The 24,143-nt window shown below is 63.0% G+C and carries 17 protein-coding genes; 8 read left to right on the top strand and 9 right to left on the bottom strand.

Translation table 11 applies throughout. The annotated features are described in order from the left end of the window. Positions 1–60: 60 nt before the first annotated feature. From AC4GYV_RS01580 to AC4GYV_RS01570, 3 genes are all read left to right on the top strand, one after another. Positions 61–366, top strand: coding sequence for a hypothetical protein (locus AC4GYV_RS01580; RefSeq protein ID WP_491098914.1), 306 nt, complete (start codon positions 61–63; stop codon positions 364–366). A gap of 112 nt (positions 367–478) precedes the next feature. Beyond that, positions 479–1,144, top strand: coding sequence for a response regulator transcription factor (locus AC4GYV_RS01575; protein ID WP_491098913.1), 666 nt, complete (start codon positions 479–481; stop codon positions 1,142–1,144). A gap of 98 nt (positions 1,145–1,242) precedes the next feature. Continuing rightward, on the top strand, positions 1,243–2,562 hold the full coding sequence (locus AC4GYV_RS01570; protein ID WP_491100359.1) for a sensor histidine kinase: 1,320 nt from the start codon (positions 1,243–1,245) through the stop codon (positions 2,560–2,562). On the opposite strand, the gene AC4GYV_RS01565 is transcribed toward AC4GYV_RS01570, so the two are convergent. The 4 genes from AC4GYV_RS01565 to AC4GYV_RS01550 all read right to left on the bottom strand — a co-directional run bounded on the left by AC4GYV_RS01565 (position 2,563) and on the right by AC4GYV_RS01550 (position 11,702). Next, the gene (locus AC4GYV_RS01565) at positions 2,563–4,635 is read right to left on the bottom strand and encodes a response regulator (RefSeq protein ID WP_491098912.1); all 2,073 of its coding nucleotides are present in this window, start codon (positions 4,633–4,635) and stop codon (positions 2,563–2,565) included. It abuts the gene before it with no gap. A gap of 8 nt (positions 4,636–4,643) precedes the next feature. Beyond that, the gene (locus AC4GYV_RS01560) at positions 4,644–10,019 is read right to left on the bottom strand and encodes a HAMP domain-containing protein (RefSeq protein ID WP_491098911.1); all 5,376 of its coding nucleotides are present in this window, start codon (positions 10,017–10,019) and stop codon (positions 4,644–4,646) included. Positions 10,020–10,208: 189 nt separating this feature from the next. Next, positions 10,209–11,285 carry a non-hydrolyzing UDP-N-acetylglucosamine 2-epimerase gene (gene wecB / locus AC4GYV_RS01555; RefSeq protein ID WP_491098910.1) on the bottom strand — a complete coding sequence of 359 codons (1,077 nt, stop codon included), beginning with the start codon at positions 11,283–11,285 and terminating at the stop codon, positions 10,209–10,211. 84 nt (positions 11,286–11,369) lie between these two features. Then, complete coding sequence (locus AC4GYV_RS01550; protein ID WP_491098909.1) at positions 11,370–11,702, bottom strand: ETC complex I subunit; 333 nt, start codon at positions 11,700–11,702, stop codon at positions 11,370–11,372. A 62-nt stretch (positions 11,703–11,764) separates the two neighbouring features. Between AC4GYV_RS01550 and AC4GYV_RS01545 the strand changes: the two genes are divergently transcribed. From AC4GYV_RS01545 to AC4GYV_RS01535, 3 genes are read left to right on the top strand one after another with little or no spacing between them, the layout of a single operon-like run. Continuing rightward, the gene (locus AC4GYV_RS01545; RefSeq protein ID WP_491098908.1) at positions 11,765–12,310 is read left to right on the top strand and encodes a hypothetical protein; all 546 of its coding nucleotides are present in this window, start codon (positions 11,765–11,767) and stop codon (positions 12,308–12,310) included. Between the two features lie 15 nt (positions 12,311–12,325). Then, entirely contained in the window at positions 12,326–12,931 is a 606-nt protein-coding gene (locus AC4GYV_RS01540) for an MAPEG family protein (RefSeq protein ID WP_491098907.1), read from the top strand. Next, positions 12,928–13,491 (top strand): hypothetical protein, encoded by a 564-nt coding sequence (locus tag AC4GYV_RS01535; protein WP_491098906.1) that lies wholly within the window; start codon positions 12,928–12,930, stop codon positions 13,489–13,491. The genes AC4GYV_RS01540 and AC4GYV_RS01535 overlap by 4 nt, the downstream gene beginning before the upstream one ends. A 2-nt stretch (positions 13,492–13,493) precedes the next feature. Here the strand turns inward: AC4GYV_RS01535 and hrpB are convergent, their stop codons facing one another. The 5 genes from hrpB to AC4GYV_RS01510 all read right to left on the bottom strand — a co-directional run bounded on the left by hrpB (position 13,494) and on the right by AC4GYV_RS01510 (position 21,504). Then, entirely contained in the window at positions 13,494–15,947 is a 2,454-nt protein-coding gene (hrpB, locus tag AC4GYV_RS01530; RefSeq protein WP_491098905.1) for an ATP-dependent helicase HrpB, read from the bottom strand. A 146-nt stretch (positions 15,948–16,093) separates the two neighbouring features. Next, positions 16,094–18,013 (bottom strand): S9 family peptidase, encoded by a 1,920-nt coding sequence (locus AC4GYV_RS01525; protein WP_491098904.1) that lies wholly within the window; start codon positions 18,011–18,013, stop codon positions 16,094–16,096. Positions 18,014–18,087: 74 nt separating this feature from the next. After that, entirely contained in the window at positions 18,088–19,047 is a 960-nt protein-coding gene (locus AC4GYV_RS01520) for a polyprenyl synthetase family protein (RefSeq protein WP_491100358.1), read from the bottom strand. A gap of 103 nt (positions 19,048–19,150) precedes the next feature. Next, positions 19,151–20,653, bottom strand: coding sequence for an MFS transporter (locus tag AC4GYV_RS01515; RefSeq protein ID WP_491098903.1), 1,503 nt, complete (start codon positions 20,651–20,653; stop codon positions 19,151–19,153). A 14-nt stretch (positions 20,654–20,667) separates the two neighbouring features. After that, positions 20,668–21,504 (bottom strand): helix-turn-helix transcriptional regulator, encoded by an 837-nt coding sequence (locus tag AC4GYV_RS01510; RefSeq protein WP_491098902.1) that lies wholly within the window; start codon positions 21,502–21,504, stop codon positions 20,668–20,670. A 98-nt stretch (positions 21,505–21,602) separates the two neighbouring features. On the opposite strand from AC4GYV_RS01510, the gene AC4GYV_RS01505 reads away from it, so the two are divergent. After that, entirely contained in the window at positions 21,603–22,532 is a 930-nt protein-coding gene (locus AC4GYV_RS01505; protein ID WP_491098901.1) for a phytanoyl-CoA dioxygenase family protein, read from the top strand. Further along, positions 22,493–24,088, top strand: coding sequence for an alpha-amylase family glycosyl hydrolase (locus tag AC4GYV_RS01500; RefSeq protein ID WP_491098900.1), 1,596 nt, complete (start codon positions 22,493–22,495; stop codon positions 24,086–24,088). Before AC4GYV_RS01505 ends, AC4GYV_RS01500 begins: the two co-directional genes overlap by 40 nt. The last annotated feature ends 55 nt before the right edge of the window (positions 24,089–24,143 follow it).

Genomic DNA, 24,143 nt, shown 5'->3' with positions numbered 1-24,143 from the left:
ATGCTATTCATAGGCTATTCAATGCGCGTCGGTAGAAAGGAGCAAACGAGAGTCGAGTTAATGGCCCTTCTGCGTACCCTTCTTATTGCCGCGCTCGGCGTGGGCATGTTCAGTGCTCCGGCGCTGGCCGACCCTCCGCGCGATGCGAATCGGGCATTTCAGGGCGTTCGCCAGGGCCGTTCGATGCCGCTTCCGATGCTTGAGCGCCGCGTTCTTCCGTCCATGGGCGGCGCTGACTATCTCGGGCCCGAGATCAACGGCGACGCCTATCGCTTCAAGTTCATCCAGAACGGCCGCGTCATTTGGGTGGATGTTGATGGCCAAGGGCGCATCATCCGCCGCTCGCAAGACGGCAAGAATCGCTAATCCCTACCGGCGCCGATTGACATTTGGCCCGGCTGTCCCAGTTGTTCCGGATAAGCAACTTCTCGCCGCACGACGGGTTGACGGGAAAGATGAACAGGTCCGGGGAAATTGAATGCGTGTTTTGATCGTCGAAGACGAACCCAATCTCGGCCGCCAGCTCCGTTCGACCCTTGAGGGTGCGGGCTACGCGGTCGACCTCGCGACGGACGGCGAGGATGGCCATTACCTCGGTGCCACTGAGAATTACGACGCGGTGATCCTCGATCTCGGGCTTCCCGAGGTTGATGGCCTCACCGTGTTGGATCGCTGGCGCAAAGAGAGCCGGAAGATGCCGGTCCTAGTGCTGACCGCTCGCGATAGCTGGTCGGACAAGGTCGCAGGGCTTGATGCCGGTGCGGACGATTATCTCGCCAAGCCGTTTCAGACCGAAGAACTCATCGCTCGCCTGCGCGCGCTGATCCGCCGTTCTTCAGGCAATGCCAGCAGCGAGCTCAACGCTGGCGACATTCGGCTCGATACGCGCTCGGGCAAGGTGACCAAGAGCGGTGAGCCGGTGAAGCTCACCGCGCAGGAGTACAAGCTACTGTCCTACCTGATGCACCATAAGGGCAAGGTGGTCAGCCGCACTGAGTTGATCGAGCATATCTACGACCAGGATTTCGACCGCGATTCGAACACGATCGAGGTGTTCGTGACCCGCATTCGCAAGAAGCTTGGCCCTGACGTGATCACCACGATCCGCGGCCTGGGCTATTCGCTGGAGGAACCCGTCAGTTGAATGTCGAAAGCCCCGCGGCTCCCGCCGCGGCGGCGGATGAACGCGTCGCCCGGCGCACGCTGAGCGAAAGGCGGCGCACTGGGTCGCTGACGCGCCGCATGATCGTTGTGGCTGCGCTGTGGATCGCGACGCTGTTGCTGGCCGGCGGTTTCGCGCTGGATCGGGTCCTTACCAGATCGATCGTTGAGACATTCGACAATCAGCTAGTCATGCTTCTCAACAAGTCGCTGATCGCCGCTTCGGAGATTGATCCCGAAGGCGAGGTGCGTTTCAATCGGCCTCCCGCCGATCAGCGGTTTATCGAGCCTTATTCCGGTCTCTATTTCCAGATCAGTGGCGCGGGTGCCGACACATATGCGTCGCGTTCATTGTGGGACCGCCGCCTCCGCGTGTCCGAAGGCCATTCGGACATCAAGCCGCACCTCTACGACAGCAACGAATTCTCGACGGCCGGAAGCACCGAACCGCTGAGGATCGCCGAGCGCGACGTTCTCCTCCCCGGCTCGAACATTCGGTGGCGATTCCAGGTGGCTCAGTCGCGCGAAACTATCGACCAGCAGATCCATCGCCTTCGGTCGACCTTGACCTGGAGCTTTCTCGCACTTGGCCTGGGCTTGCTGGTCCTTGCGACGCTGCAAACGTTCTACGGACTCTGGCCGCTACGGCGTATCCGCCAGGAAGTCGCTTCGATCCGGTCCGGCGAGAAGACGCGCATCAGCCAGGATTTCCCGACCGAAATCCGGCCGATGACCGAGGAGATCAACCAGCTGCTCGCGCACAATGAAGCGCAAGCAGAGGAAGCGCGCCGCCATGCGGGCAATCTGGCTCACGCCCTCAAAACGCCGCTGACCGTCGTCACCAACGCGGCCACGGCACGTGCACCGGATCTTGCCGATACGGTCTGCCGTGAGGCCCTGGTGATGCGCAGGCAGGTCGATCATCACTTGGCTCGGGCCCGAGCGATCGGGAGACGCGCGTCAGCGCACGCAAGGGCGCGCGTATGGGAAAGCCTCGAGGCCGTGCAGCGCGCCGTCGATCGGCTCTACGAAAACGTCACCGTGGACATAGCCGGCGATCACCAGGCGCAGGTCAGAGTCGAACGGCAAGATTTGGACGAAATGCTCGGCAACTTGGTCGAGAACGCCGCGAAATACGGCGGCGGACGGGTGTTCGTGACGGTCGAGCCCAAGGGCAAGACGATCGATATCGTCATCGAGGACGATGGACCGGGCATTCCCGAAAAGGAGCGCGAGGCCATTTTCCAGCGCGGCGCGCGTTTGGATACCGACAAGCCGGGCACAGGCCTCGGTTTAGCGATCGTCCGCGACGTCGCCGAAATCTACTCAGGCCGGGTTACACTTGAGGAGAGCGAGGACCTCGGCGGCCTACTTGCGCGACTGACGCTTCCCGCCGGCTGATCACTCCGCAGCTTCGGACGTCTGTTCCGCGCAGATGTTTGCGAGCATGGCTTCCAGCGCGTTGGCTGTGAAAGGCTTGAGCAGGATCTCGACACCTTCAGGACGATCGCTGATGGTGTCCGCTTCCGCATAACCGGTGATGATCATGGCCGGAACGCCGGGGCATAGCTCACGGGCACTGCGGAGGAACTCGGTCCCTGACAAGTGCGGCATCGCATAATCGCTGATCACCACATCGTAATTGCAGTCGCCATCCTTCAGCAGCTTCAGCGCCTGAGCGCCGTCCGCGGCCTCGACCACCTCATGCCCGATATCCTCGAGTACCGCCGTGGTGGTGCTGCGAACCTCCGCATGATCGTCGACCAGTAGGATGCGCAGTTTGCGCGTCGTCTTCGCGCGCTTTTCTTCCTTTGCGGGAGCCGGGGCGGCCTGTTGCGCGTCAGGCGCGCGCGGCAGCCACAACTCGGCCGTCGTGCCCTTCCCCACTTCGCTGCGGATGCGGAACGCGCCGTTCGACTGCTTGGCGAAGCCGTAGACCATGCTGAGTCCCAGGCCGCTCCCTTTGCCCAGCTCCTTCGTCGTGAAGAACGGCTCCGTCACTCGCTCCAGCACTTCCGGCGCAATGCCCATGCCGGTGTCGCTAACCGAGAGCCGGACGTAGTCGCCAGGCGGAAGCTCCGCCCAATTGGCGCCGCACAGCGGGCGGTTTTCGGCAGTCAGCGTCACCGTGCCCCCCGCAGGCATGGCATCGCGGGCATTGATGATCAGGTTCACGAGCGCCAGCTCCAGCTGCGCCTGGTCGGCGAAGGCGTTCCAGACCTTCTTGTCGCCACGCCACTCGATATTCACCAGACCGCCAAGCGTGTGCGTGAGAAGGTCCCAGACGGCGTCCTGCAGTGAAGTCAGGTTAATCGGCTTCGGCTCGAGCTTCTGCCGGCGCGCGAAAGCCAGCAGGCGGCGCACAAGCTCGCTCCCCTGCTCGGCCGCGCGCTTGGTCATAGTGAGGATTTTGCGCTGATCTTCGGTCAGCTCGGCGCGCTTGTCGAGCAAGCCGAGGCCCCCGATCACCGCCGCGAGGAGATTATTGAAGTCGTGCGCGATGCCGCCGGTCAGCTTGCCGATCGCGTCCATCTTCTGCGCCTGGACCAGCTGGCTTTCGAGCGATCGTTGCTCGCTAATGTCGGTCAGCGTTCCAGCGAACTCGACCGGGCGCCCTTCCGCATCCTTCAGCAGTACGGCCTGATCGAGCAGGTGCTTGAACGTGCCATCAGCGCACTGCCAGCGATATTCGATCGAGGAACGGCCCGATCTCCGGCGCGCCTCGATGGCGGCAATGGTGCGGTCACGATCATCAGGGTGCAGCCGGTCGAGCCAAATGTCGGGCTCGTCCGAGATCTGGTCGAACCGGAAGCCTGTGATCGCTTCGAAGTCGCCGCTGACATAGTGAGGCTGGCGGTGCGTCGCATCGTAAGGCTCGAGGTAGAGGATCATCGGGAGCGACTGGATGATCGCTGCCTGGCGTTGCTCCGCAAGGCGAAGTTCCTGCTCCGCACGCAGCCGTTCCGCATTGGCACGCAAGGTGGCGTCGAGGAGTGCCTGCTCCTGCCGTGCCTTTCGCTCGATCTCCTTGGTCTTCGCGAACAGGTCGACGAACACAGCGATCTTGGAACGCAGCACCACCGGATCGACGGGTTTGAAGACATAATCGACCGCACCCATGGAATAACCGCGCAACAGATGCTCAGCTTCCTTGTTCACCGCCGACAGGAAGACGATCGGAATGCCTTTGGTCTGCTCGCGCTCTCGGATGATCTGGGCGGTTTCGTAACCGTCCATCCCCGGCATGTAGACGTCGAGCAGGATGACCGCGAATTCGCCCTTGAGCAGGTGCCGAAGCGCCTCCTCGCCGGACCGCGCAGTGACCACCTCACCGACGTCCTCGAGGATACTCTGGACGGCAAGCAGGTTCCGCTCGTCGTCATCGACGAGCAGGACGCGCGGCCGATGCTCCTGAGGTTCTTCGGGAACCTCCGAATCAAGATGCGACTGCACCGGCAAGTCTTCGAACTCCACTCCCACCCTTATTCCGCCGCCTCGATGATGATCGACCCATCCAGCGCCGCATCTTCGCGCGAACGAGCCACCCACACGCGCAGCAGCGCGAGCAGCAGTTCGATATCGACGGGCTTGGCAATGTAGTCTGAAGCACCCGCATCCAGGCACTTCTGACGGTCACCCTTCATCGCCTTCGCGGTGACCGCGATGAGCGGCAGGTCCGCAAGCTCAGGGCGCTTCCGGATCTCCTGCATGGTCTCGTAGCCGTCCATTTCAGGCATCATGATGTCGATCAGCGCGACGTCGACGCCGGGCGTCTGCTCCAGAATCAGAATGCCGTCCTTTCCCCTCTCCGCGTGCAAGACTTCCACATCGTGACTTTCAAGAACGCTCGTCAGCGAGAAGATGTTGCGGATGTCGTCATCGACGATGAGGACCTTGGCTCCAGCAAGCTCCGGCACATGGAGCACGGCGCGATCCGCTGGCGCCTTGGTCTTGCGGCGTGGCTTGTTCGCCTTCGCATGCTCCGCAAGCTCCTTGAACACAGCCACAAGCAGCGATCGATCGGCCGGCTTCTCCGTGATGCCGAAGGCACCCATGCCGATCACTGACGCGCCGCGGTCTGCGCCGGAAATGACGTGGATGGGAACATGGCTCGTCTGGGGATCGTGCTTCAACAGGTCCAGAAGCACAAAGCCATCGATGTCGACCAGCCCGAGATCGAGCGTGATCGCCGTCGGTTGGAGCTTGCGCGCCATCGACAGCGTGCCCGCGCCCGCCGTGGAAACCACACCCTTCAACCCGGCTTCGTGCGCCGCATCAAGCAGGATCGCCGCGAAGGTTGGATCGTCCTCGACGATCAGCACGAACGGATCCTTGCCCAATTCGTCACGGTCGTCGTTGACCTCGAAGCCGGTCGGAAGCGCGGTCGGGATGACCGCACCGCTATTGTCATAGCGGGCGGGCACGCCCGGCGTACCAATCTGGGCCGCAGCCTCGGCCTCGAACGGTATGAAGAGCGTGAAGGTCGAACCTTCACCCGGCTTCGACCGAACCTGAAGCTCGCCGCCTAGCAGGCGGGCGATCTCGCGGCTGATTGAAAGTCCGAGACCCGTACCGCCGTATTTGCGGCTCGTGGTACCGTCTGCCTGCTGGAACGCCTCGAAGATCAGCTTCTGCTTATCCTCGGGGATGCCGATGCCGGTATCCGTGACGGCAATCTCAATCGCTCGATCTGCATTGCGGAGCACCGGATGTGTTGGGCTCCAGCCCTTGTCGGCCGAGCGGACTGCCAGCGTAACGCTGCCCTTGGAGGTGAACTTAAACGCGTTCGACAGCAGGTTGAGGACAATCTGCTGCAAGCGCTTCTCGTCCGTACGGACCGTCTGCGGCAGCTTGCTGTCGAACTTGACGTTGAAGTCGAGGCTCTTGTCGGCAGCAAGCTGACGGAAGGTCCGCTCCATGTGCTGCTTGAGGTGCGCCATCGGCATCTCGCCGACTTCGATCGAGACCGTACCGGATTCGATCTTCGACAGATCGAGGATGTCGTTGATGAGGTTCAGCAGGTCCGAACCCGCCGAGTTGATCGTGCGCGCGAATTCCACCTGCTTTTCGAGCAGATTGCCCTGCGCGTTGTCTGCCAGGAGCTTGGACAGGATCAGCAGTGAGTTGAGCGGCGTCCGAAGCTCGTGCGACATGTTCGCGAGGAACTCGGACTTGTACTTGGACGTCAGCGCAAGCTGCTCAGCTTTTTCCTCGAGCGCACGGCGCGCCATTTCGATTTCGAGGTTCTTCGCTTCGACCTGCTTCTTCTCATTCTCCAGAAGCTGCGCTTTCTCCTGAAGCTCCTCGTTGGTCGCGTGAAGTTCCTGCTGTTTGCGGGTCAGTTCGGTCTGCCGCGCCTGAAGCTCCTGTGTCAGCAGCTGCGACTGCTTCAGCAGGCCTTCGGTACGCATGGTGGCCGCGATCGTGTTGAGCACGATGCCGACTGATTCCATTAGCTGGTCGAGGAAGCTCTGGTGGGTCTCGTTGAACTCGTTGAACGAGGCGAGCTCGATCACCGCCTTCACTTCGTCTTCGAAGAGCGCCGGCAGGATGTTGACGTTCGACGGCGTCGCATGGCCGAGACCTGACCCAATGCGGATGAAGTCAGGCGGGACGTCCTTGAGAAGGATCGGACGGCGATCCGCAGCCGCTTGTCCGATGAGCCCTTCGCGCAGGTGGAATTCCTGCTTCAGCGCTTCCGGCGTATCGGCGCCGTAGCTGGCGACGAGCTCCAGCTTGGTTTCGTCTTCCTCGCGCTTGGTGACGTAGAAGACGCCGTACTGGGCGTTCACCAGCGGAGCGAGCTCCGACATGATCAGGTTGGATACGGTCGCGAGATCGCGTTCGCCCTGAAGCATGCGCGAGAAGCGGGCGAGGTTGGTCTTGAGCCAATCCTGCTCCGCATTCTTGAGCGTCTGCTCCTTCAGGTTCGAGATCATCTCGTTGATCGTGTCCTTGAGGGCGGCCATTTCGCCCGACGCCTCGACGGCGATCGAGCGGGTCAAGTCGCCCTTGGTCACGGCGGTCGCCACCTCGGCGATCGAGCGCACCTGATTGGTTAGGTTTGCAGCAAGCTGGTTAACGTTATCGGTGAGGTCGCGCCACAGGCCTGCAGCGCCCGGCACCCTCGCCTGCCCGCCGAGCTTGCCTTCGATACCCACTTCGCGGGCCATGTTGGTGACCTGGTCGCCGAAGGTCGAAAGCGTATCGATCATGAAGTTGATCGTATCGGCGAGCGCGGCGATCTCGCCCTTCGCGTCCACGGTCAGCTTTCGCTTGAGGTTACCTTGCGCCACCGCAGTCACCACTTCGGCGATACCGCGCACCTGGTTGGTCAGGTTGTTACCCATCAGGTTCACGTTGTCGGTGAGGTCCTTCCAGGTACCGCCGACGCCGGGCACCTGCGCCTGGCCGCCGAGCTTACCTTCCGTACCCACTTCGCGCGCCACGCGGGTCACTTCGCTGGCGAACGCATTCAGCTGGTCCACCATGGTGTTGATCGTGTTCTTGAGCGCGAGAATTTCGCCCTTCACGTCCACGGTGATCTTCTTGGACAAGTCGCCGCGCGCCACGGCGGTGGTCACGTCGGCGATGTTGCGGACCTGACCCGTCAGGTTGGCGGCCATCAGGTTCACGTTGTCGGTGAGGTCCTTCCAGGTACCGGCGACGCCGCGCACCTGCGCCTGACCGCCCAGCTTACCTTCCGTACCGACTTCGCGCGCCACGCGGGTCACCTCGGAGGCGAACGAGTTCAGCTGATCCACCATCACGTTGATGGTGTTCTTGAGCTCGAGAATCTCGCCCTTCACGTCGACGGTGATCTTCTTCGACAAGTCGCCCGAGGCCACCGCGGTGGTCACTTCGGCGATGTTACGCACCTGGCCGGTGAGGTTCGCGGCCATAGCGTTCACGTTGTCGGTGAGGTCCTTCCACGTACCACCGACGCCCGGCACCTGCGCCTGACCGCCGAGCTTACCTTCGGTGCCGACCTCGCGCGCAACGCGGGTCACTTCGCTCGCGAAGCCGTTGAGCTGATCCACCATGGTGTTGATGGTGTTCTTCAGCTCGAGGATCTCGCCCTTCACGTCCACGGTGATCTTCTTTGAAAGGTCGCCCTTCGCCACCGCGGTGGTCACTTCCGCGATGTTGCGGACCTGTCCGGTAAGGTTGCCGGCCATCAGGTTCACGTTATCGGTCAAGTCGGCCCAGGTGCCGGCGACGCCTTCCACCTGCGCTTGGCCGCCCAGCTTGCCTTCCGTACCGACTTCGCGCGCCACGCGGGTCACTTCCGAGGCGAAGCCGTTGAGCTGGTCCACCATGGTGTTGATGGTGTTCTTTAGCTCGAGGATTTCACCCTTCACGTCGACGGTGATCTTCTTGGAAAGGTCGCCCTTCGCCACCGCGGTCGTCACTTCCGCGATGTTACGTACCTGGCCGGTGAGGTTGTCGGCCATCAGGTTCACGTTGTCGGTAAGGTCGGCCCACGTACCGCCGACGCCCGGCACCTGCGCCTGACCGCCGAGCTTACCTTCCGAGCCCACTTCACGCGCCACGCGCGTCACTTCCGACGCAAACGAGTTGAGCTGATCCACCATCGTGTTGATGGTGTCCTTCAGCTCGAGGATTTCGCCGCGGACGTCCACGGTGATCTTCTTCGACAAGTCGCCGCGCGCCACGGCCGTGGTCACATCGGCGATGTTGCGGACCTGGCCGGTGAGGTTTTCGGCCATCAGGTTCACGTTGTCGGTGAGGTCCTTCCAGGTACCGGCGACGCCTTCCACGCGCGCCTGACCGCCAAGCTTGCCCTCGGTGCCGACCTCGCGCGCCACGCGGGTCACTTCGCTCGCGAAGCCGTTGAGCTGGTCCACCATCGTGTTGATGGTGTTTTTGAGCTCGAGGATCTCGCCCTTCACGTCCACGGTGATCTTCTTCGACAAGTCGCCGCGGGCAACAGCGGTCGTCACTTCGGCAATGTTGCGCACCTGGCCGGTCAAATTCTCGGCCATCAGGTTCACGTTGTCGGTGAGGTCCTTCCAGGTACCTGCGACGCCGGGCACCTGCGCCTGGCCGCCGAGCTTACCTTCGGTGCCCACTTCGCGGGCCACGCGGGTCACTTCTGACGCGAAGCCGTTGAGCTGATCCACCATGGTATTGATGGTGTTCTTCAGCTCGAGGATTTCGCCCTTCACCTCCACGGTGATCTTCTTCGACAAGTCGCCGCGGGCAACGGCGGTCGTCACTTCGGCGATGTTGCGGACCTGACCCGTCAGGTTGGTCGCCATCGCGTTCACATTGTCCGTAAGATCCTTCCAGGTGCCGGCAACGCCCTTCACCTTGGCCTGGCCACCGAGCTTTCCTTCGGTGCCGACCTCGCGCGCCACGCGGGTAACTTCGGACGCGAAGCCGTTCAGCTGATCGACCATGGTGTTCACGACCTTGCCGATGCGCAGGAATTCACCGCGCAACGGACGTCCGTCGATCTCGACCGTCATGCTTTGTGAAAGGTCGCCCTTCGCGACCGCGCCGATGACTCGCGAAACCTCCGCGGTAGGCTGAACCATGTCGTCGATCAGGTCGTTGACGGCGCGAAGCTTGGTGTCCCACCCTCCGCTGGCGCCGCGGACGCGGGCGCGCTGGGTGATCTTACCTTCCTTGCCGACGACCTTGGAGAGCCGCTCGAACTCCTGGGTAATCGCCTCGTTCATGCCAACCACCTCATTGAAGAGGCTGGCAATCTCGCCATCGACGCCATCGGCTTCTTCCGGGAGTCGAACGCTGAAATCGCCGCGACGTAGCGCACGCAGTGCGCTGACGAGCTGACGGCGATCGATAAAGTCCCGCTGTGCCTGGATGTTCACTTAACTCTCCGTCTGGCTTACCCCCGCCCCAGGTTGCGTCCACACAGCCCCCCGGCTGCGATTCCGCCCTGTTTACCAGCAGTTACGGTTTATGCTCGCTGAAATTGCGCATCATTCTGACACCCCCCAAGCACGATTCATCGTGACAGGAGGACAACGATTACAGCTGATTACTGTTCCGCGACCAAGTTACTGATCCACGTTAGTACGGCCTAGCCATTGCTCGATAATGGCGGCAATTCGTACTCCAGACCGCCCGTCGCCGAAGGGGAACGCACGACGCGACATGTGTCCTCGCTCGGCCGGGTCCGAGAGCAGCCGCTTCGTTTCTGCCACGATCCGCTCCGGCGACGTGCCAACGAGCCGCGCGTTGCCACACTCGATTGCTTCCGGCCGCTCGGTCTTCTCGCGAAGCACGAGCAAAGGCGTTCCGATGACCGGCGCTTCCTCCTGAATGCCCCCGGAATCACTCAGCACGAGATCGCAGTCGCGGATGCGGCGGATGAGTTCGCTATGGTTGGAAGGACCGAGCAACGACACTCCAGGCTTCCCTTCAAGAGCGTTTCTCATCTCGTCCGCAACGTGGGCATTGGGATGAAGGACCACGTCGATGCGAGTGTCGCCTTGGCTACCGAGTTCCACCAGCGCGGACGCAATCGACAAGAGCCCATCACCCCAGCTTTCACGGCGATGGCAAGTGACGAGGACCCGCTTGAGTGCGCTGTCGTGCAATGTCGGTTGCGGCAGCTTCGCTTCGACCGCAAGCAAGGTGTCGATGCCCGTGTTGCCAGTGACGTGGATCTCTCCGCGCACGCCCTCTGCTCGAAGATTGGCCGCGGACGTTTCCGTGGGCGCGAACAGCAGGTCTGCGTTCGCATCGATCGCCGTGCGATACTCCTCCTCTGGCCAAGGCAGCAGCGGATCGTGCGTTCGTAGCCCCGCTTCGACGTGCGCCACTGGAACGCGGGCAGTGAATCCAGCAAGCGCTCCACCCAACGCACTCGACGTGTCACCCTGCACCACGATCAAGTGGGGTCGTTTTCGGAGCATCGGCAGCAGCGATGCGGTAACGTTGCGGACGTGCAGGTGCGGATCGGGCTGGCCGGCGCAATGCAGACGCACGGCCGTATAGCCGCCCAACCCGAACTCAATCGGATCGAGCTGCGGATGTTGGCCGGTCAGCAGCAGCGTGGGCCGGCAGCCGCGAGCTGCCAGGGCATGTGCAACCGGACTCATTTTGATGGCTTCAGGTCTGGTGCCGATCACCAGCCTGACATCGGCGAAACGCAGTACTCCCCCTCACTCGGCGCAAGGGATTTGCCTCCGTTTTCGCGCTAGTTCAACCGCTGCCTAGCGGAAATTGTCGGCGTAGGCCTGGAGCTTCAGCCGGACCGGCGGGGCGAGCACCACGTGGTACTGCAAGCGATGCTTGTCGCAATAAGCGATGGCAGCTTCCTTCGATGGGAAGGTGAGCCGAACCTGCGGGTTGGTATCGCCCGATCCGTTCCAGCCGGTCAGCGGATCCGGTCGAAGTGGCTGCTGCCGTTCAAACTCGAGCAGCCAGTGGCCGGAGTTCGCCTTGCCGGACTGCGTTGTCTTACGGTCGAGTTCGGAGATGCGTGCGATCGCCATGATCGCGCCGTGGCAAAGAGCGGCCGGCAAATCAAGCCGCGCGAAGTCCATGTCCTCTGATGCCAAAACATGTTAAAACGCCGTTCCGTCCTTTTGAAGCGAAGGAGGGGTTCATGACATCGAAGTCTCACATCCTGCTCGTTGGCGCAGCGACGTTCGCGCTCACGGCTTCCGCGGCCATTGCCCAGACTGCTACCGATCCGATCAAGAGCGCCGAGTCCGCGGCGCCACCGTCGATCTCATCCAAGGCAACGATCGTGTCGATCGACGCCAAAGGAGCGATGACGACACTGCGCAAAGGTTCCAACGGCTGGACCTGCATGCCGGATGCGCCCGATACGCCAGGCACCGACCCGATGTGCTTCGACGCGAACGCGGGCAAATGGGCCGAAGCATGGATCGGACACAAACCACCGCCGAGCGGCGCAGTCGGCGTGATGTACATGCTCGAAGGCGGCACGGATGCCAGCAACGTCGATCCTTATGCGAAGCACCCGACCTCCGCGAATGCGTGGATCAACACCGGTCCGCACATCATGGTGGTCGGATCGAAGGAGATCCTTGCAGGCTATCCCTCTGGAGCGACGCCGGACACGTCCGCTCCCTATGTGATGTGGGCAGGGACGCCCTACGCGCACTTGATGATTCCGGTGAAATAGCCGTACCGTTTGCGCATGCCCGCTGACGTCACGCCGCAGCAGCGACGAACCACGTTGGCGGGCATTGCCTTCAGTACAGTCTTCACGGTCGCGCTGTGGTGGCTGCTCCTGCGGTTCCTGCCGTGGCCGGTGGTCGAACAGTCGATGTTCGCGGCATTCGCCTGCGTCCCCATTGCGGGTTTGCTGACGCTCGTCGCCGGAGTCGAGGCAGTGGCTCACGAGCGGCTCGTCACGCCGGCCATCGATCCGCTGGCCGGCTATGAAACGCACCGGATGCGGGTGAACCAGCGATACCTGTCGAACACCGTCGAGCAGTTCATCATCTTCGCGGTCGGTCTGGTCGGCTTGTCTTTGTACGCGTCGACCAGGATCGTGGTCATCGTGACGATCGTCTGGGTGGTCATGCGCTGGGCGTTCTGGATCGGATATCACAAGAGCCCGCTTCTCCGGGGCCTCGGCGCGCCGGGCATGCTCCAGAGCATGGTCGTGCTGCTTTATGTCGCCTACCGCTTCGGAACCGACGCCTACGGCAAGTCTGCGGGAATCGTGCTTTTGATCATCTTCGCGGTCATTGAAGCGATCCTGTTCTGGGCCGTTAGCCGTCGCGAGCCGCAAGCGTGAGCGACGCCTTTTCCTACCTCTCGGTTCTCCTCTCCATCATCATCGGACTCGCCATCGCGGAGATCCTGCAGGGTTACGGAACGCTTCTGCTCTCCCGGCACGACGTGAAACTCTATGCGCCGCCAATCATCTGGTCGGTCATGTTCCTGGTTCTGGCCACGCATTTCTGGTGGGCTAGCTTCGGCCTTGCGAAGCGCGAGAGCTGGAGCTTCGCGGGGTTCAGCGCCGTGCTCGCCCAATCGATCATGCTGTTCATGGGCACGGCGCTCGTGCTTCCCAAAAGCAGGGCGACGGATGTGATCGACCTGCGGGGTCATTACTATCGGGAGCGTGTGCCCTTCTTCCTGTCCGGACTGCTGTTCATTGCACTTGGTTTCGTCAAACTCTGGCTGCTCGGCGATCCCTGGGGACCGCTCACGCTGACCTTCTTTGCATTCTTCACGACGATGACACTGATTGGACTGCTATCGGAGCGTCCTCGAGTTCACGAGATACTCGCGCTGATCATGGCCGTCGGCATTGCCGTCTTCATCACCATCATGTTCGCGCGGCTGAAATAGCTTCAGTGATTGCCTGACGCGCGCTTGGTTCGCAGCGTCGGCGGCGCCGAGGCAGGGTCGTCAGGCCACGGATGCTTGGGATAACGGCCTCGCATATCCTTTGCGACATCGCGCCAGCTTCCTGCCCAAAATCCCGGCAAATCCTTGGTGGTTTGAATCGGGCGACCGGCGGGCGACGTGATGGCGAGGATCAGCGGCACTTGCCCGTTGGCCACCGTCGGATGTTTGGCGAGGCCGAAGAGGGCCTGGGCACGAACCTCCACCGTCGGGCCGGCAACCGCCGAATAGTCGATGGGATGACTGCCGCCGGCCGGGCTCCGGAATTCAGCTGGAGCAAGCCGGTCCAACTGCCGCATTCCTTCATATCCGATAAGCTGCTCAAGCGAGCCCGCCAGCTGTCCGCCAGCGATATCGCTCAACCGCCGCTTGCCTGCGAGCAGCGGCGAGAGCCACTCGCCGGTGCGCCCGGCCAGTGTCTCATCATCGAGCGCCGAGATCGTCTCATCGAACGAATGCGCAAATGCCGAACGGTCGCGAAGCTGCTGCGCGCGATCGTCCCACGGCAGCAACTCGAGCCCATGCTCGACGACGCCCTCGACCAGGGCCTGCTCGATGGCCACGGCGTCCGGCGACGGATCAGGGCCCGAAGACAATCGAATTGTCCCAAGCCGCCTGCTTCTCGTCGGTGTTACCGATCCCGTCGCCGGATCGAAGGCGCCGTCGTGCCGCGTCTCGATCCGATCACCGAAGAGCTCCACTACCTCCTGCTCATCCAGAGCCGCGGCTGAAAGGATACGGGCTCCCGAGGCGTGGCCCGCGACTTCCGCGACGGTCAACCACTGACTGCCCGCGAGCGATGAGGCGGCGTCGAGCCGGAAGCCACGGCCGCCAACCGATTGCCATCTTTCGCCCGACGCATCCCGCCGTCGCGAGACACGGTCCGGAAATGCCAGCGCAATGGCCTTCGCAAGTTCATGGCCGCTGATCGGTTCTTGCGTGATGTCCAGCCGGCGACGCCAGCCAGCTGCCAATTTCCGCGCGGCTTCCGCTCGCGGTGATCGATCGGACTGCCACCGGCGCCAACGCAGCTCGAGATCGGGATCATTGCCGCCAAGTCCGCGCTCTGTGAGCAGCACGGCAACGTCGGCTGCAGCACCGCCGAAGCAGCGATCACGCGCGTCGAGGAGCATGTGTGCGAGACGCGGCTCGAGCGGCAGTGCTGCGATTGCGCGGCCGTGCGGAGTCACGCGACCGGCGCCGTCGATGGCGCCCAGCGTTGCAAGCCGCTTTCGGGCTTCATCGAGAGCGGCCGCTGGCGGAGCGTCGAGAAACGGCAGGCGGGCGGGGTCGGCCTCGCCCCACTGAAGGCAAGTGAGGAGCAAGCTCGACAGATCGGCTTCGAGTATCTCGGGCGGATCGTGCGCAGGCAGCGAGGCAGTAGCCGCCTCTTCCCATAGCCGGATGGCTACGCCCGGGGCTTGCCGCGCCGCGCGCCCTGCTCGCTGCGTAACGGCCGCTCGACTGGCGCGTTCGGTGACGAGCCGCGTGAGGCCGGCTCCACGGTCGTATCGCGGCCGGCGCGCGAGGCCGCTGTCAACGACGATCCGCACATCCTGAAGCGTCACGCTGGTTTCGGCGATGCTCGTCGCGAGCACGAGCTTTCTCTTGCCGGGCGGTGGCGGCGCAAGTGCCTTGCGCTGCGCTGCAGGCTCGATTGCTCCGTGCAGGCGATGCAGCTCGACATTGTCAGGCAGGCCGCCGAGCGCATCAGCAGTGCGCTCGATTTCTGCAACGCCAGGAAGGAAGGCGAGCAGCGAGCCCTTGTGCTCGGCGAGCGCAGACCTGACGGCAGACGCCATTTGCGGCTCGATCCTGGCCGCTGCCTCTCGACCAACGTATCGGATGTCGAGCGGGTAGCTTTTGCCCTCGCTGACAATCGTCGGCGGATGGTCGAGCAGCCGCTTGAAGCGTTCGACATCCAGCGTCGCTGACATCGCAACGATTCTCAGGTCTTCGCGAAGTCCGCGCGCGGCATCCAGCGCGAGCGCGAGTGCAAGGTCGTTGTCGAGGCTGCGCTCGTGAACTTCGTCGAACAGCACGGCGGCGACGCCTGATAGCTCCGGGTCGGCCTGGATGCGCGACAGGAAGACACCATGGGTCATTGCGACGATGCGCGTGTTCTTGCCGACTTTGCTGTCGAGACGCGTAGCGTAGCCGACTGTCTCACCCGGTTTCTCGCCAAGTTGAGATGCCATGAACTCGGCCGCGGCACGTGCTGCTAGCCGGCGGGGAACCAAAAGCAGGACCTCGCCCGTGCACCAACCCTGATCGAGCAGTGCCGGCGCAACTTTGGTCGTCTTGCCAGCGCCCGGCGGGGCGATGAGAAGCGCGCGATCATGCCCCTGCAGTGCGGCCAGAAGGTCCGGCAGAACGGCGTCGATCGGCAGGCTGGTCATTGTTCAGAAAGTCACAAAAGTCGAACTAGCACCCACGCGTGATGCGCCCCGCGCCGCATCCCAATCGCGCGTTGGGAACGAAGAGCCGGGTTCGGGTCACAGCGCGCCTGTCGCACAAAGGCCATCCTGTAGGACAGCCCTGCGCATCAACGAGCCGTCGTTGGGCGCCCCAGATAACGGTCGAACCAGGCAACGGTACGTTGCCGCACGTCGCTCGCGTTCTTGGGGTCGCGAATGCCGTGCCCTTCACCCGGATAGATGACGAGGCTGGTGGGCACGTTCATCGCCTTCAGGGCGTGCCAATATTCGACCGACTGCGTGGGCGGTACTTCGATGTCGCGCTCACCGACATAGATGAACGTCGGCGTCCGGGCGTTCTTGATCGTGCGGATCGCAGAGACTGCCCAATAGGCGTCCGGATCGTCGTACATCGACTTGCCAAAGAACGGGATCATCCACTGGTCGATGCCGTTGGTGCCGTAATAGCTGACCCAGTTCGACAGGCCAGCGCCGGACACGATCGCCTTGAAGCGATTGGTCTGCGTGTTCGCCCACATCGACATGAAGCCGCCATAGCTGCCGCCCATCAGGCCCAGACGATTGTCGTCGATCGGCGCGGCGCGCTCCGCCGCATCGATGCCGGCCAGGATATCCTTCAGGTCGCCGCCGCCGAAGTCGCGCATGTTGGCGCGGGTGAAGGCTTCACCCTGGCCGTAGCTGCCGCGCGGATTGGGCAGGAAGATGTAATAGCCGGCGCGGATGAGATCGGCGTTCGAACCCTGCCAGACAAAGTTCGGAACGTTCGCTGCGGCCGGTCCACCGTGAACGACGGTAACCATGGGCGCCTTCGCATTGGGAACAGCGCCGCGGGGGGCGAGCAGCCAGCCCTGAACGTTGTAGGGGCCGCTTTTCCAGGTCAGGCTTCGCGCGCTGACCAGAGGAGCCCAGGAGGCATTGTCGCGTGTGATCTGGCTTGGCGCGTTGACGGGGCCGGCGAAGATCGCCGGCGCATGCTCGAAGTCCTGGCGGACGAACGCGACGCTTTGGCCGTTGGCCGAGCGGGCGAACTTGGCATCGCCAGCGGCGATCGACGTCGGAGCAGACCAGATCGGACGCGCGGCGGTACGTGCAGGATCGATGGGAACGATGGCCATCTGGTCCCCGATCAGCGCTGACGCGGAAAGGCCCGCACGCCCCCACAGCAGCGACGTGAAGCTGCCAGGGTAGTTGGGTGTCCGGTTGGCCGGCTCACCACCGGATATTGGCACAGTGTAGACGTCGCCGCCGATCGAACCGAAGTCGCTCATCAGCCCGCCGATGAAGGCGACCGTGCGGCCATCCGGCGATACACGGGGCTGGTTCATTTGCATCTTCGGCGCGGCGATCTGCTGGACTGCGCCGGTCGCTGCATCGACGCGGTCGAGCGTCGCGATCCACCAATTATTGTCGCCATTGCCGAGCGCGGACGTAACGACGAAACCCGTGCCGTCAGGCGTCCAGTCATATTCGTAGATGTAACGATCGGCGGGCGACACCGGCTTCAGCTCTCCGCCGGTTGCGGGCACGATTGCGATGCGCTGCTCGTCGTTCTGTTCGCCGATCTCGCCGACTTGTCGAACGCCGGCCTGCGTGGCGCCTGCCTCCTTGCGTGCACCGATGGTCACGAGGAGGGCAATGCGGCGACCGTCCGCCGAGAAGCGCGGCTCCTGAGCGATGCCGGAAATCGTGGCAATGGTGGTGGGCTTGGCCGCGCCAGCGCGCATCAGGCGGGTCGTGCCCTTATCACGCATCAGGAAGATGAGGTTGCCGTCCGGGGCGAAGGTGAGGCCGGAGTAGTCGCAGGTGGCGCATGGATCGATGATCGAGACGACCGCACCGTTCGCGGCGGAACGGATGACGATGCGGCCGTGCTGCTTGCTGGTCGCGTTCGCTACGGCGTCGCTTTCGACTGCAGCAACGCGGTCGCCCGCTGGGCTTAGCGCGAGGCCTGCATATTGATGGAGCTTGGCCGCTCCGGCTGGCATCGACAGGACGGCGCCAACGGCAGCGACAAACTTCAAGCGCATGCGACGAATCTCCTCAGAAACGGGAGCGGGACTAGCATGCGGCGTGGCAGGCGCCAGTCACGCGGACCGGCCGTTTAATAAGCGCGAGCGACCGCGAACTCCGCCGCCTCGACGAGAGCGGACTTGGCCTTGCTCGCCGGGAATTTGGCCAGCGCGTCGATTGCGCGGCGGCCGTATTGGCGTGCGCGCTCGACGGTGTCGGACAATGCGCCGGTCGACTTCAGCAAGGCGATGGCGTGCGCGAGGTCATCGTCGGACACGCGTTCGCCGCCCATTGCCGCCCGCCAGAAGCTGCGGTCTTCTTCCGATCCGCGCGCGTAGGCCAGGATCACGGGCAAGGTCATCTTGCCGTCGCGGAAGTCGTCGCCGACGCCCTTTCCCATCGTGGCTGCGTCGGACGCATAATCGATGACATCGTCGGTAAGCTGGAAGGCAATGCCGAGATATTTGCCGTAGCATTCCAGCAGTTGCTCATCCTCTTCGCTCGCTTCCGCGACGACGGGTGCAACGCGGCAGGCTGCGGCAAAAAGCGCGGCGGTCTTGGCGCTGATGATGGCGAGATACTGGTCTTCGTCGGTGCCGACCTGGCGCTGAGCCGTGAGCTGGTCGACCTCCCCCTCCGCGATCACGGCGGAAGCATGGCTGAGAATGCGCAGCACCTTGAGGCTGCCGTCCTCGACCATCAGCTCAAAGGCGCGGCTGAACAGGAAATCGCCGACCAGGACGCTCGCGGGATTGCCCCAGATGAGGTTCGCGGTACGCTTGCCCCGGCGCATCCCGGAGCCGTCGACGACATCGTCGTGCAGCAGCGTCGCGGTGTGGATGAACTCGACCGCAGCGGCGAGCTTATGGTGGCGCGTACCCGGGTACCCGAGCAAGCTCGCGCTCGCGAGCGTCAGCATCGGGCGCATCCGCTTCCCGCCGCCGGCGATGAGATGTCCCGCAAGCTCCGGAATCAGCGCAACCTTGCTCTGCATCCGCTCGAGGATGACGGAGTTCACGCCGTTCATGTCATTCGCGACAAGGGCGACCATTGCGTCGAGCGAGGGCGCACGCGTCGGATTCAAGGTGTGGAGGGAGGCAGTCACGGCGCTGCCGTTAAGCCCATCCCTCCCTAGGGGCAACTAGTGTGGAACCCTAGTCCGCCTCGACCCGGGTCATCGCCAGGGCCGCCAATCCCATAACGATCGCGGCGGCGAGCATCGTCCAAATCGGCTGGTCGGGAAAGAAGGCCTTCATGATCGAGCCCATCACGGTCGCAACCAGGAGCTGCGGCACGACGATGAAGATGTTGAACAGGCCCATGTAGATGCCGAGCTTGCGCTGCGGCAGGCCGCTGGCGAGGATCGCATAGGGCATTGCGAGGATCGAAGCCCAGGCGATGCCGATGCCGATCTCTGAGATCACGAGCAGCTTGGGATCGTGGATGAGGAAGAAGCTGGCGTAGCCTGCCGCGCCGGCGAGCAGGCAGATCATGTGGGTGCGCGCTTTGCCGACTGACCTGGCAAGCCATGGCAGCAACGCTAGCGCGGCGACCGCTGCGACGCCGTTGTAGACGGCGAAGAGAACGCCCACCCAGTTGCCTGCCTCCTGATAGCCCGAGCTCGCGGCGTCAGCGGACCCGTAGAAGTTCTGTGCCACGACGGGTGTGGTGTTGATCCACATGATGAAGAGTGCCGACCAGCTGAAGAACTGCGCGACCGCGAGCCGCTTCATCACGGTCGGCATGCCGGAGAAATCGCCGACGATATGCGCAAGCATGTTTGACCGGTTGCCAGCCTTGGCCAGCTGAATCGCGACGATGGTGGCAAGGCCGTAGGCGATCAGAAGGCCGCCAAGGACATACATCTCTTTCTCGAGCTGCCATTCGAGCACGGCGAGGACGACCGACAGGCCGGCGGCGATCCAGATCAGGCTCGAACTCAGGCCGCGACTGCCGAGGGCGTTGAGCGTTTCATCGCTGTCCGGATGTTCCGAGCTTTCGCCGAACTGCGACAGTTCTTCCGGCGAATATTCCTTGGTGGTGATGACCGTCCACAGAACCGCGACGAACAGTGCGGCGCCACCGACCCAGAAACTGTAGCGGACGGTGTCGGGAATCCCGCCGCCTGCGGAAGCGTTGGAAATCCCCCAATGTTCGAGGGCGAATGGGAAGATTGAACCCAGCACCGCGCCGATCCCGATGAAGGCCGTCTGCACGGCGTAGCCGGCCGTGTGCTGGTCCTTGCGCAGCATGTCGCCGACAAATGCGCGGAACGGCTCCATTGTGATGTTGAGGCTTGCGTCTAAGGCCCACAGCAGGATCGCCGCCATCAGCAGGCTCGACGACAAGGGCATCAGGAAGAGCGACAGCGCGGCGAGGATCGCGCCCGCGACGAAATAGGGCCGACGGCGACCAAGCCGACCAAGCCACGTGCGGTCGGACATATGGCCGACGATCGGCTGAATCAGCAGCCCGGTGAGGGGCGCTGCGATCCACAGCGCTGGCAGGTCATCGAGGCTCGACCCGAGCGTCTGGAAGATGCGGCTCATGTTGGCGCTCTGGAGCGCGAAGCCGAATTGGATTCCGAAGAAGCCGAACGAGATGTTCATGAGCCGCGCGAACGACTGGCGCGGCTTCTCGATCGTCATTCGGTCCATCTATTTCCCCTCCCTTAGGCCGCCCGCGAACGCGCGCTCGCCCGATACTCCCTGGGTGTCATACCGAAGCGCTCGCGAAAGCGCGCAGAAAAATGTGCGGGGCTGGAAAAGCCCACGCCGTAAGCGATTTCCGACACGCTGGAACTGACATCGACCAGGCGTCTGGCCGCGAGGTGCAGCCGGTAGATCCGGGCATAATCGGTGAAGTTCATTCCGAACCGCTGCCGGAACCGCCGCGAGAAATAGGCCGGCGAAAGGCTACATAGGCTGGCTGCAGTTTCGAGCGTGAGCGGATCGGCGGGAGCGGTCCGCAGACGCTCCAGCGCGGGAAGCAATCGCGCGACACGTGCGGGACTTTCCGATGGCCCCGACGGAACACTTGTGGGCGCCTCGGCGGCGACGTGTAGAAGCAGTTCGACAATACGCTCGACACTGGGGCCTTTCGCGGCGTCGAGCAGCCAATCGGCCAAGACGTCAACACGCTCTCGGCTGCGATTGTCGGGTGTCGCACAGAATGGATGCTTCAATCGCGGAAGTATCCCGCGAGCAAGGGTCTCGACGACATAGGGATCGATTTGAACAAGCACCCATTCCATCGCACCGCGTTCAAGTTCGAAATCATGGTGATGCATGGACGGCACGAACACGATCGCTCCGTCCGTCAACGCGTGCCGCTGCCCATCGGCAATGAAGTCTCCGCGCACATGACGAAACAGAACCAGCTCGGCGACGTCGTGGAAATGCATGAATCGGCCGATGTCGTGCGCTTGGGGCGCGATTTGCACGCGCTCGGCAATCACCGATGTGCCGAGCGGAAGTTCTACAGGTTCGCAGATCGGGCGGAGCACCATTGAGCAAGTGAGTGATAGTTTTTGCGCATAGGCACAAGGTCCCACAACAGAACAGCTGGTCAAATGCGGGATAGTTTTTGTACCTGCGCGCTATAGCCATGTCTGCTGACCGACAGTTCCCGCCGACTTATGCTGATCGAATGGCCACGCAGTTGCACACCGCCCCGCTTGCCGCCGAACTCGAGGACCGCGGCTTCGTCCGCATCCCCGGCGTGTTCGATGCCAAGTTCATGGACTCGCTCCTGCTCCGCGCTCACGCGACCCTGTTCCGCGAGAGCGCCGAAGCGCGAGATGCCGTGAAGTCGAACGGATCGCTGATCCATCTCGCCGACAATCCCGAATATGCGGATGTGATCGGTTCGCCTGCCTTGCTCGAGTTGCTTCGCGCGTCCGGAGCGACGGACCCTCGCTTCACTGGCGGCTTCCTGATCTCGAAGCCTGGCGGCGGTCCGCCCCTGTTCTGGCATCAGGATTGGTGGGGCTGGGACGACGCGAGCGCCTATCAGCCGCGCGGTCACCAGCTCTTCGCGATGATCTATCTGACCGACACCAATGTTGAAAACGGATGCCTGCGCGTGATCCCGGGATCGCATCGGCGCGACCATCCGCTGCATCATCTGGACACGGCGCATTCGGAAGGAATGCAAGGCTTCAAGGACCCGACCAACCCGGCCTACGCGGATCATCCGGAGCAGGTGGCAATTCCAGTGAAGGCGGGCGACCTGCTGATCGGCGACGCGCGGCTGATCCACGGCGCGTTCGCTAACCAGACCCAGCTGGAACGACCGCTCCTGACCCTGTGGTTCATGCCGCACTGGAGCTCGATGCCGCCGGAGATGCGTGCCCTCGCCTATCGCGGTTTCATGCGCGGCGACGACATTCCGTCGAGTGCTGCGCACCCGCAGACGTTCCTAGATTGGCCCGAGCCTCTGAAACGACGCATCGCGCACGTGCTTCCGCCTGACGATGGCGGAGTGGCGCCGATGCGATGGAATCGCATTCCGGACTTCGCGAAGCTCGCCGCGTGACGCGGCTTCTCGGAGTCCTGATGGGGGCGCTCCTGTTCGCTCCCGGCGCCGGCGCAGCGGCCGAAGTGTCGCCCTCAATGGCTTCGGCCCCTGCGCCCGCCAAATTTCAGGACGAAGTTTTCTACCAGATCTTCACCCGCTCGATGCGCGACAGCAACGGCGATCGCGAAGGCGACCTCAAGGGCATCGAGCAGAGCCTGGACTATCTGAAGCGGCTCGGCGTCACGTCGATCCTGCTGACGCCGATCTATCCGTCGGCCTTCTACCACAATTATTTCGCGAGCGACTTCGAGGGAGTCGATCCCGAGTTCGGGACGATGGACGATTATCGCAGCCTCGTCGCCGCGATCCACGCGCGGGGGATGAAGCTCTATCTCGACCAGGAATTCCAATACGTCGCTTACGACCATCCCTGGTTCAAGTCGGCGCTCAACAATCCGCAATCGCCTTATTCAGACTTCCTGATCTTCCACGGCCCGAACAACACGAAGCTCGAGGAAGGGCCGTTCGGGATCACCATCGCCAAACGCTTCCCCGACGCCGAAACGGGAATCACGACGGTGAACATGAAGTCGCCCAAGTTTCGCGCCTGGGCGACGGACTATCTGCTGCGCTGGGTCGACCCGAACGGGGACGGCGATTTCTCCGATGGGGTCGACGGCTTTCGCCTCGATCACATGATGGACGACCTCGACAACAAGCATCTGCTGACGAACCTGTTCGACGACTTTTGGAAGCCGGTGTTCGTTCAGCTCAAGGCACGCAACCCGAGGCTGAATCTTGTCGCTGAGCAATGGGATTGGGGCGACGGCGGCGATTTCCTTCAGCGCGGCGGCGTGGATGCGGCTTTCGCCTTCCCCATCGCCAACGCGATTCGAACCTTCGACAAAGCGAAGGTCGTGGCGGCGATCGATCAGGTCGCAAAGGCGATCCCGCCGGGCCGGCATGAGCTGGTCTTCGTCGAAAACCACGACATGCCGCGCATCGCCTCCGACAAAGGGATGACGCCGGAGAAGCTGCGTACTGCGGCGACGCTGGCGATGCTGCTGCAGGGCACGCCGCTCATTTATTATGGGCAGGAACTCGGGATGCGCGGCATCCAGCGGCCGGAGTACAAGTCCGACGAGAAGGACATCGGCACGCGCGAAGCGTTCCGGTGGAGCGCAAAGGTCGAAGCGCCGGGTCAGGCGAACTGGTACAAGGGACCGAAGACGTATTGGACGGAACGTGCGGCGCGCGACGGCGACGGCGTCTCAGTCGCCGAAGAAGTGCACAATCCGAAGTCGTTGCTCAATCATTACCGGACGCTGCTGAAGTTGCGCGCCGAGCACCCTGCTTTTGCTGACGGAGCGCAAAGGGTGATCGATGCACCCGGCAATGTGCTCGTGGTGGAGCGCAGCAACGGAGGCGAACGCTTCCTAATTGTCGCCAACCTCTCAGCTGCCCCGGCGCGATATGCCGTCAGGGGACGCGATCTTCTCGCCAATCGCGACATCGGCGGGACGCTCCGGCTCCAACCTTATCAATCCACCGTTTTGCGCCTGCCGCCCCACTAGACAGGCGAGGGCCCGCCTCTAAGGTCGGCCAAAATTTTACGGGAGGGGAGCCCGG

This window comes from Sphingomonas sp. SP4 (assembly GCF_058313375.1).
Note: the sequence above shows the minus strand (reverse complement) of the source record. Positions and strands in the feature narration are given on the sequence as shown.

What these genes read in the sequence shown, in the direction of transcription:
- AC4GYV_RS01545 (WP_491098908.1), top strand. Translation starts at nt 11,765, where the DNA reads ATGACATCGAAGTCTCACATCCTGCTCGTTGGCGCAGCGACGTTCGCG.
- AC4GYV_RS01540 (WP_491098907.1), top strand. Translation starts at nt 12,326, where the DNA reads ATGCCCGCTGACGTCACGCCGCAGCAGCGACGAACCACGTTGGCGGGC.
- AC4GYV_RS01500 (WP_491098900.1), top strand. Translation starts at nt 22,493, where the DNA reads ATGGAATCGCATTCCGGACTTCGCGAAGCTCGCCGCGTGACGCGGCTT.
- AC4GYV_RS01575 (WP_491098913.1), top strand. Translation starts at nt 479, where the DNA reads ATGCGTGTTTTGATCGTCGAAGACGAACCCAATCTCGGCCGCCAGCTC.
- AC4GYV_RS01505 (WP_491098901.1), top strand. Translation starts at nt 21,603, where the DNA reads ATGTCTGCTGACCGACAGTTCCCGCCGACTTATGCTGATCGAATGGCC.
- AC4GYV_RS01510 (WP_491098902.1), bottom strand. Translation starts at nt 21,504, where the DNA reads ATGGTGCTCCGCCCGATCTGCGAACCTGTAGAACTTCCGCTCGGCACA.
- hrpB (WP_491098905.1), bottom strand. Translation starts at nt 15,947, where the DNA reads ATGACCAGCCTGCCGATCGACGCCGTTCTGCCGGACCTTCTGGCCGCA.
- AC4GYV_RS01520 (WP_491100358.1), bottom strand. Translation starts at nt 19,047, where the DNA reads ATGGTCGCCCTTGTCGCGAATGACATGAACGGCGTGAACTCCGTCATC.
- AC4GYV_RS01550 (WP_491098909.1), bottom strand. Translation starts at nt 11,702, where the DNA reads ATGGACTTCGCGCGGCTTGATTTGCCGGCCGCTCTTTGCCACGGCGCG.
- AC4GYV_RS01580 (WP_491098914.1), top strand. Translation starts at nt 61, where the DNA reads ATGGCCCTTCTGCGTACCCTTCTTATTGCCGCGCTCGGCGTGGGCATG.
- AC4GYV_RS01525 (WP_491098904.1), bottom strand. Translation starts at nt 18,013, where the DNA reads ATGCGCTTGAAGTTTGTCGCTGCCGTTGGCGCCGTCCTGTCGATGCCA.
- AC4GYV_RS01515 (WP_491098903.1), bottom strand. Translation starts at nt 20,653, where the DNA reads ATGGACCGAATGACGATCGAGAAGCCGCGCCAGTCGTTCGCGCGGCTC.
- AC4GYV_RS01570 (WP_491100359.1), top strand. Translation starts at nt 1,243, where the DNA reads ATGATCGTTGTGGCTGCGCTGTGGATCGCGACGCTGTTGCTGGCCGGC.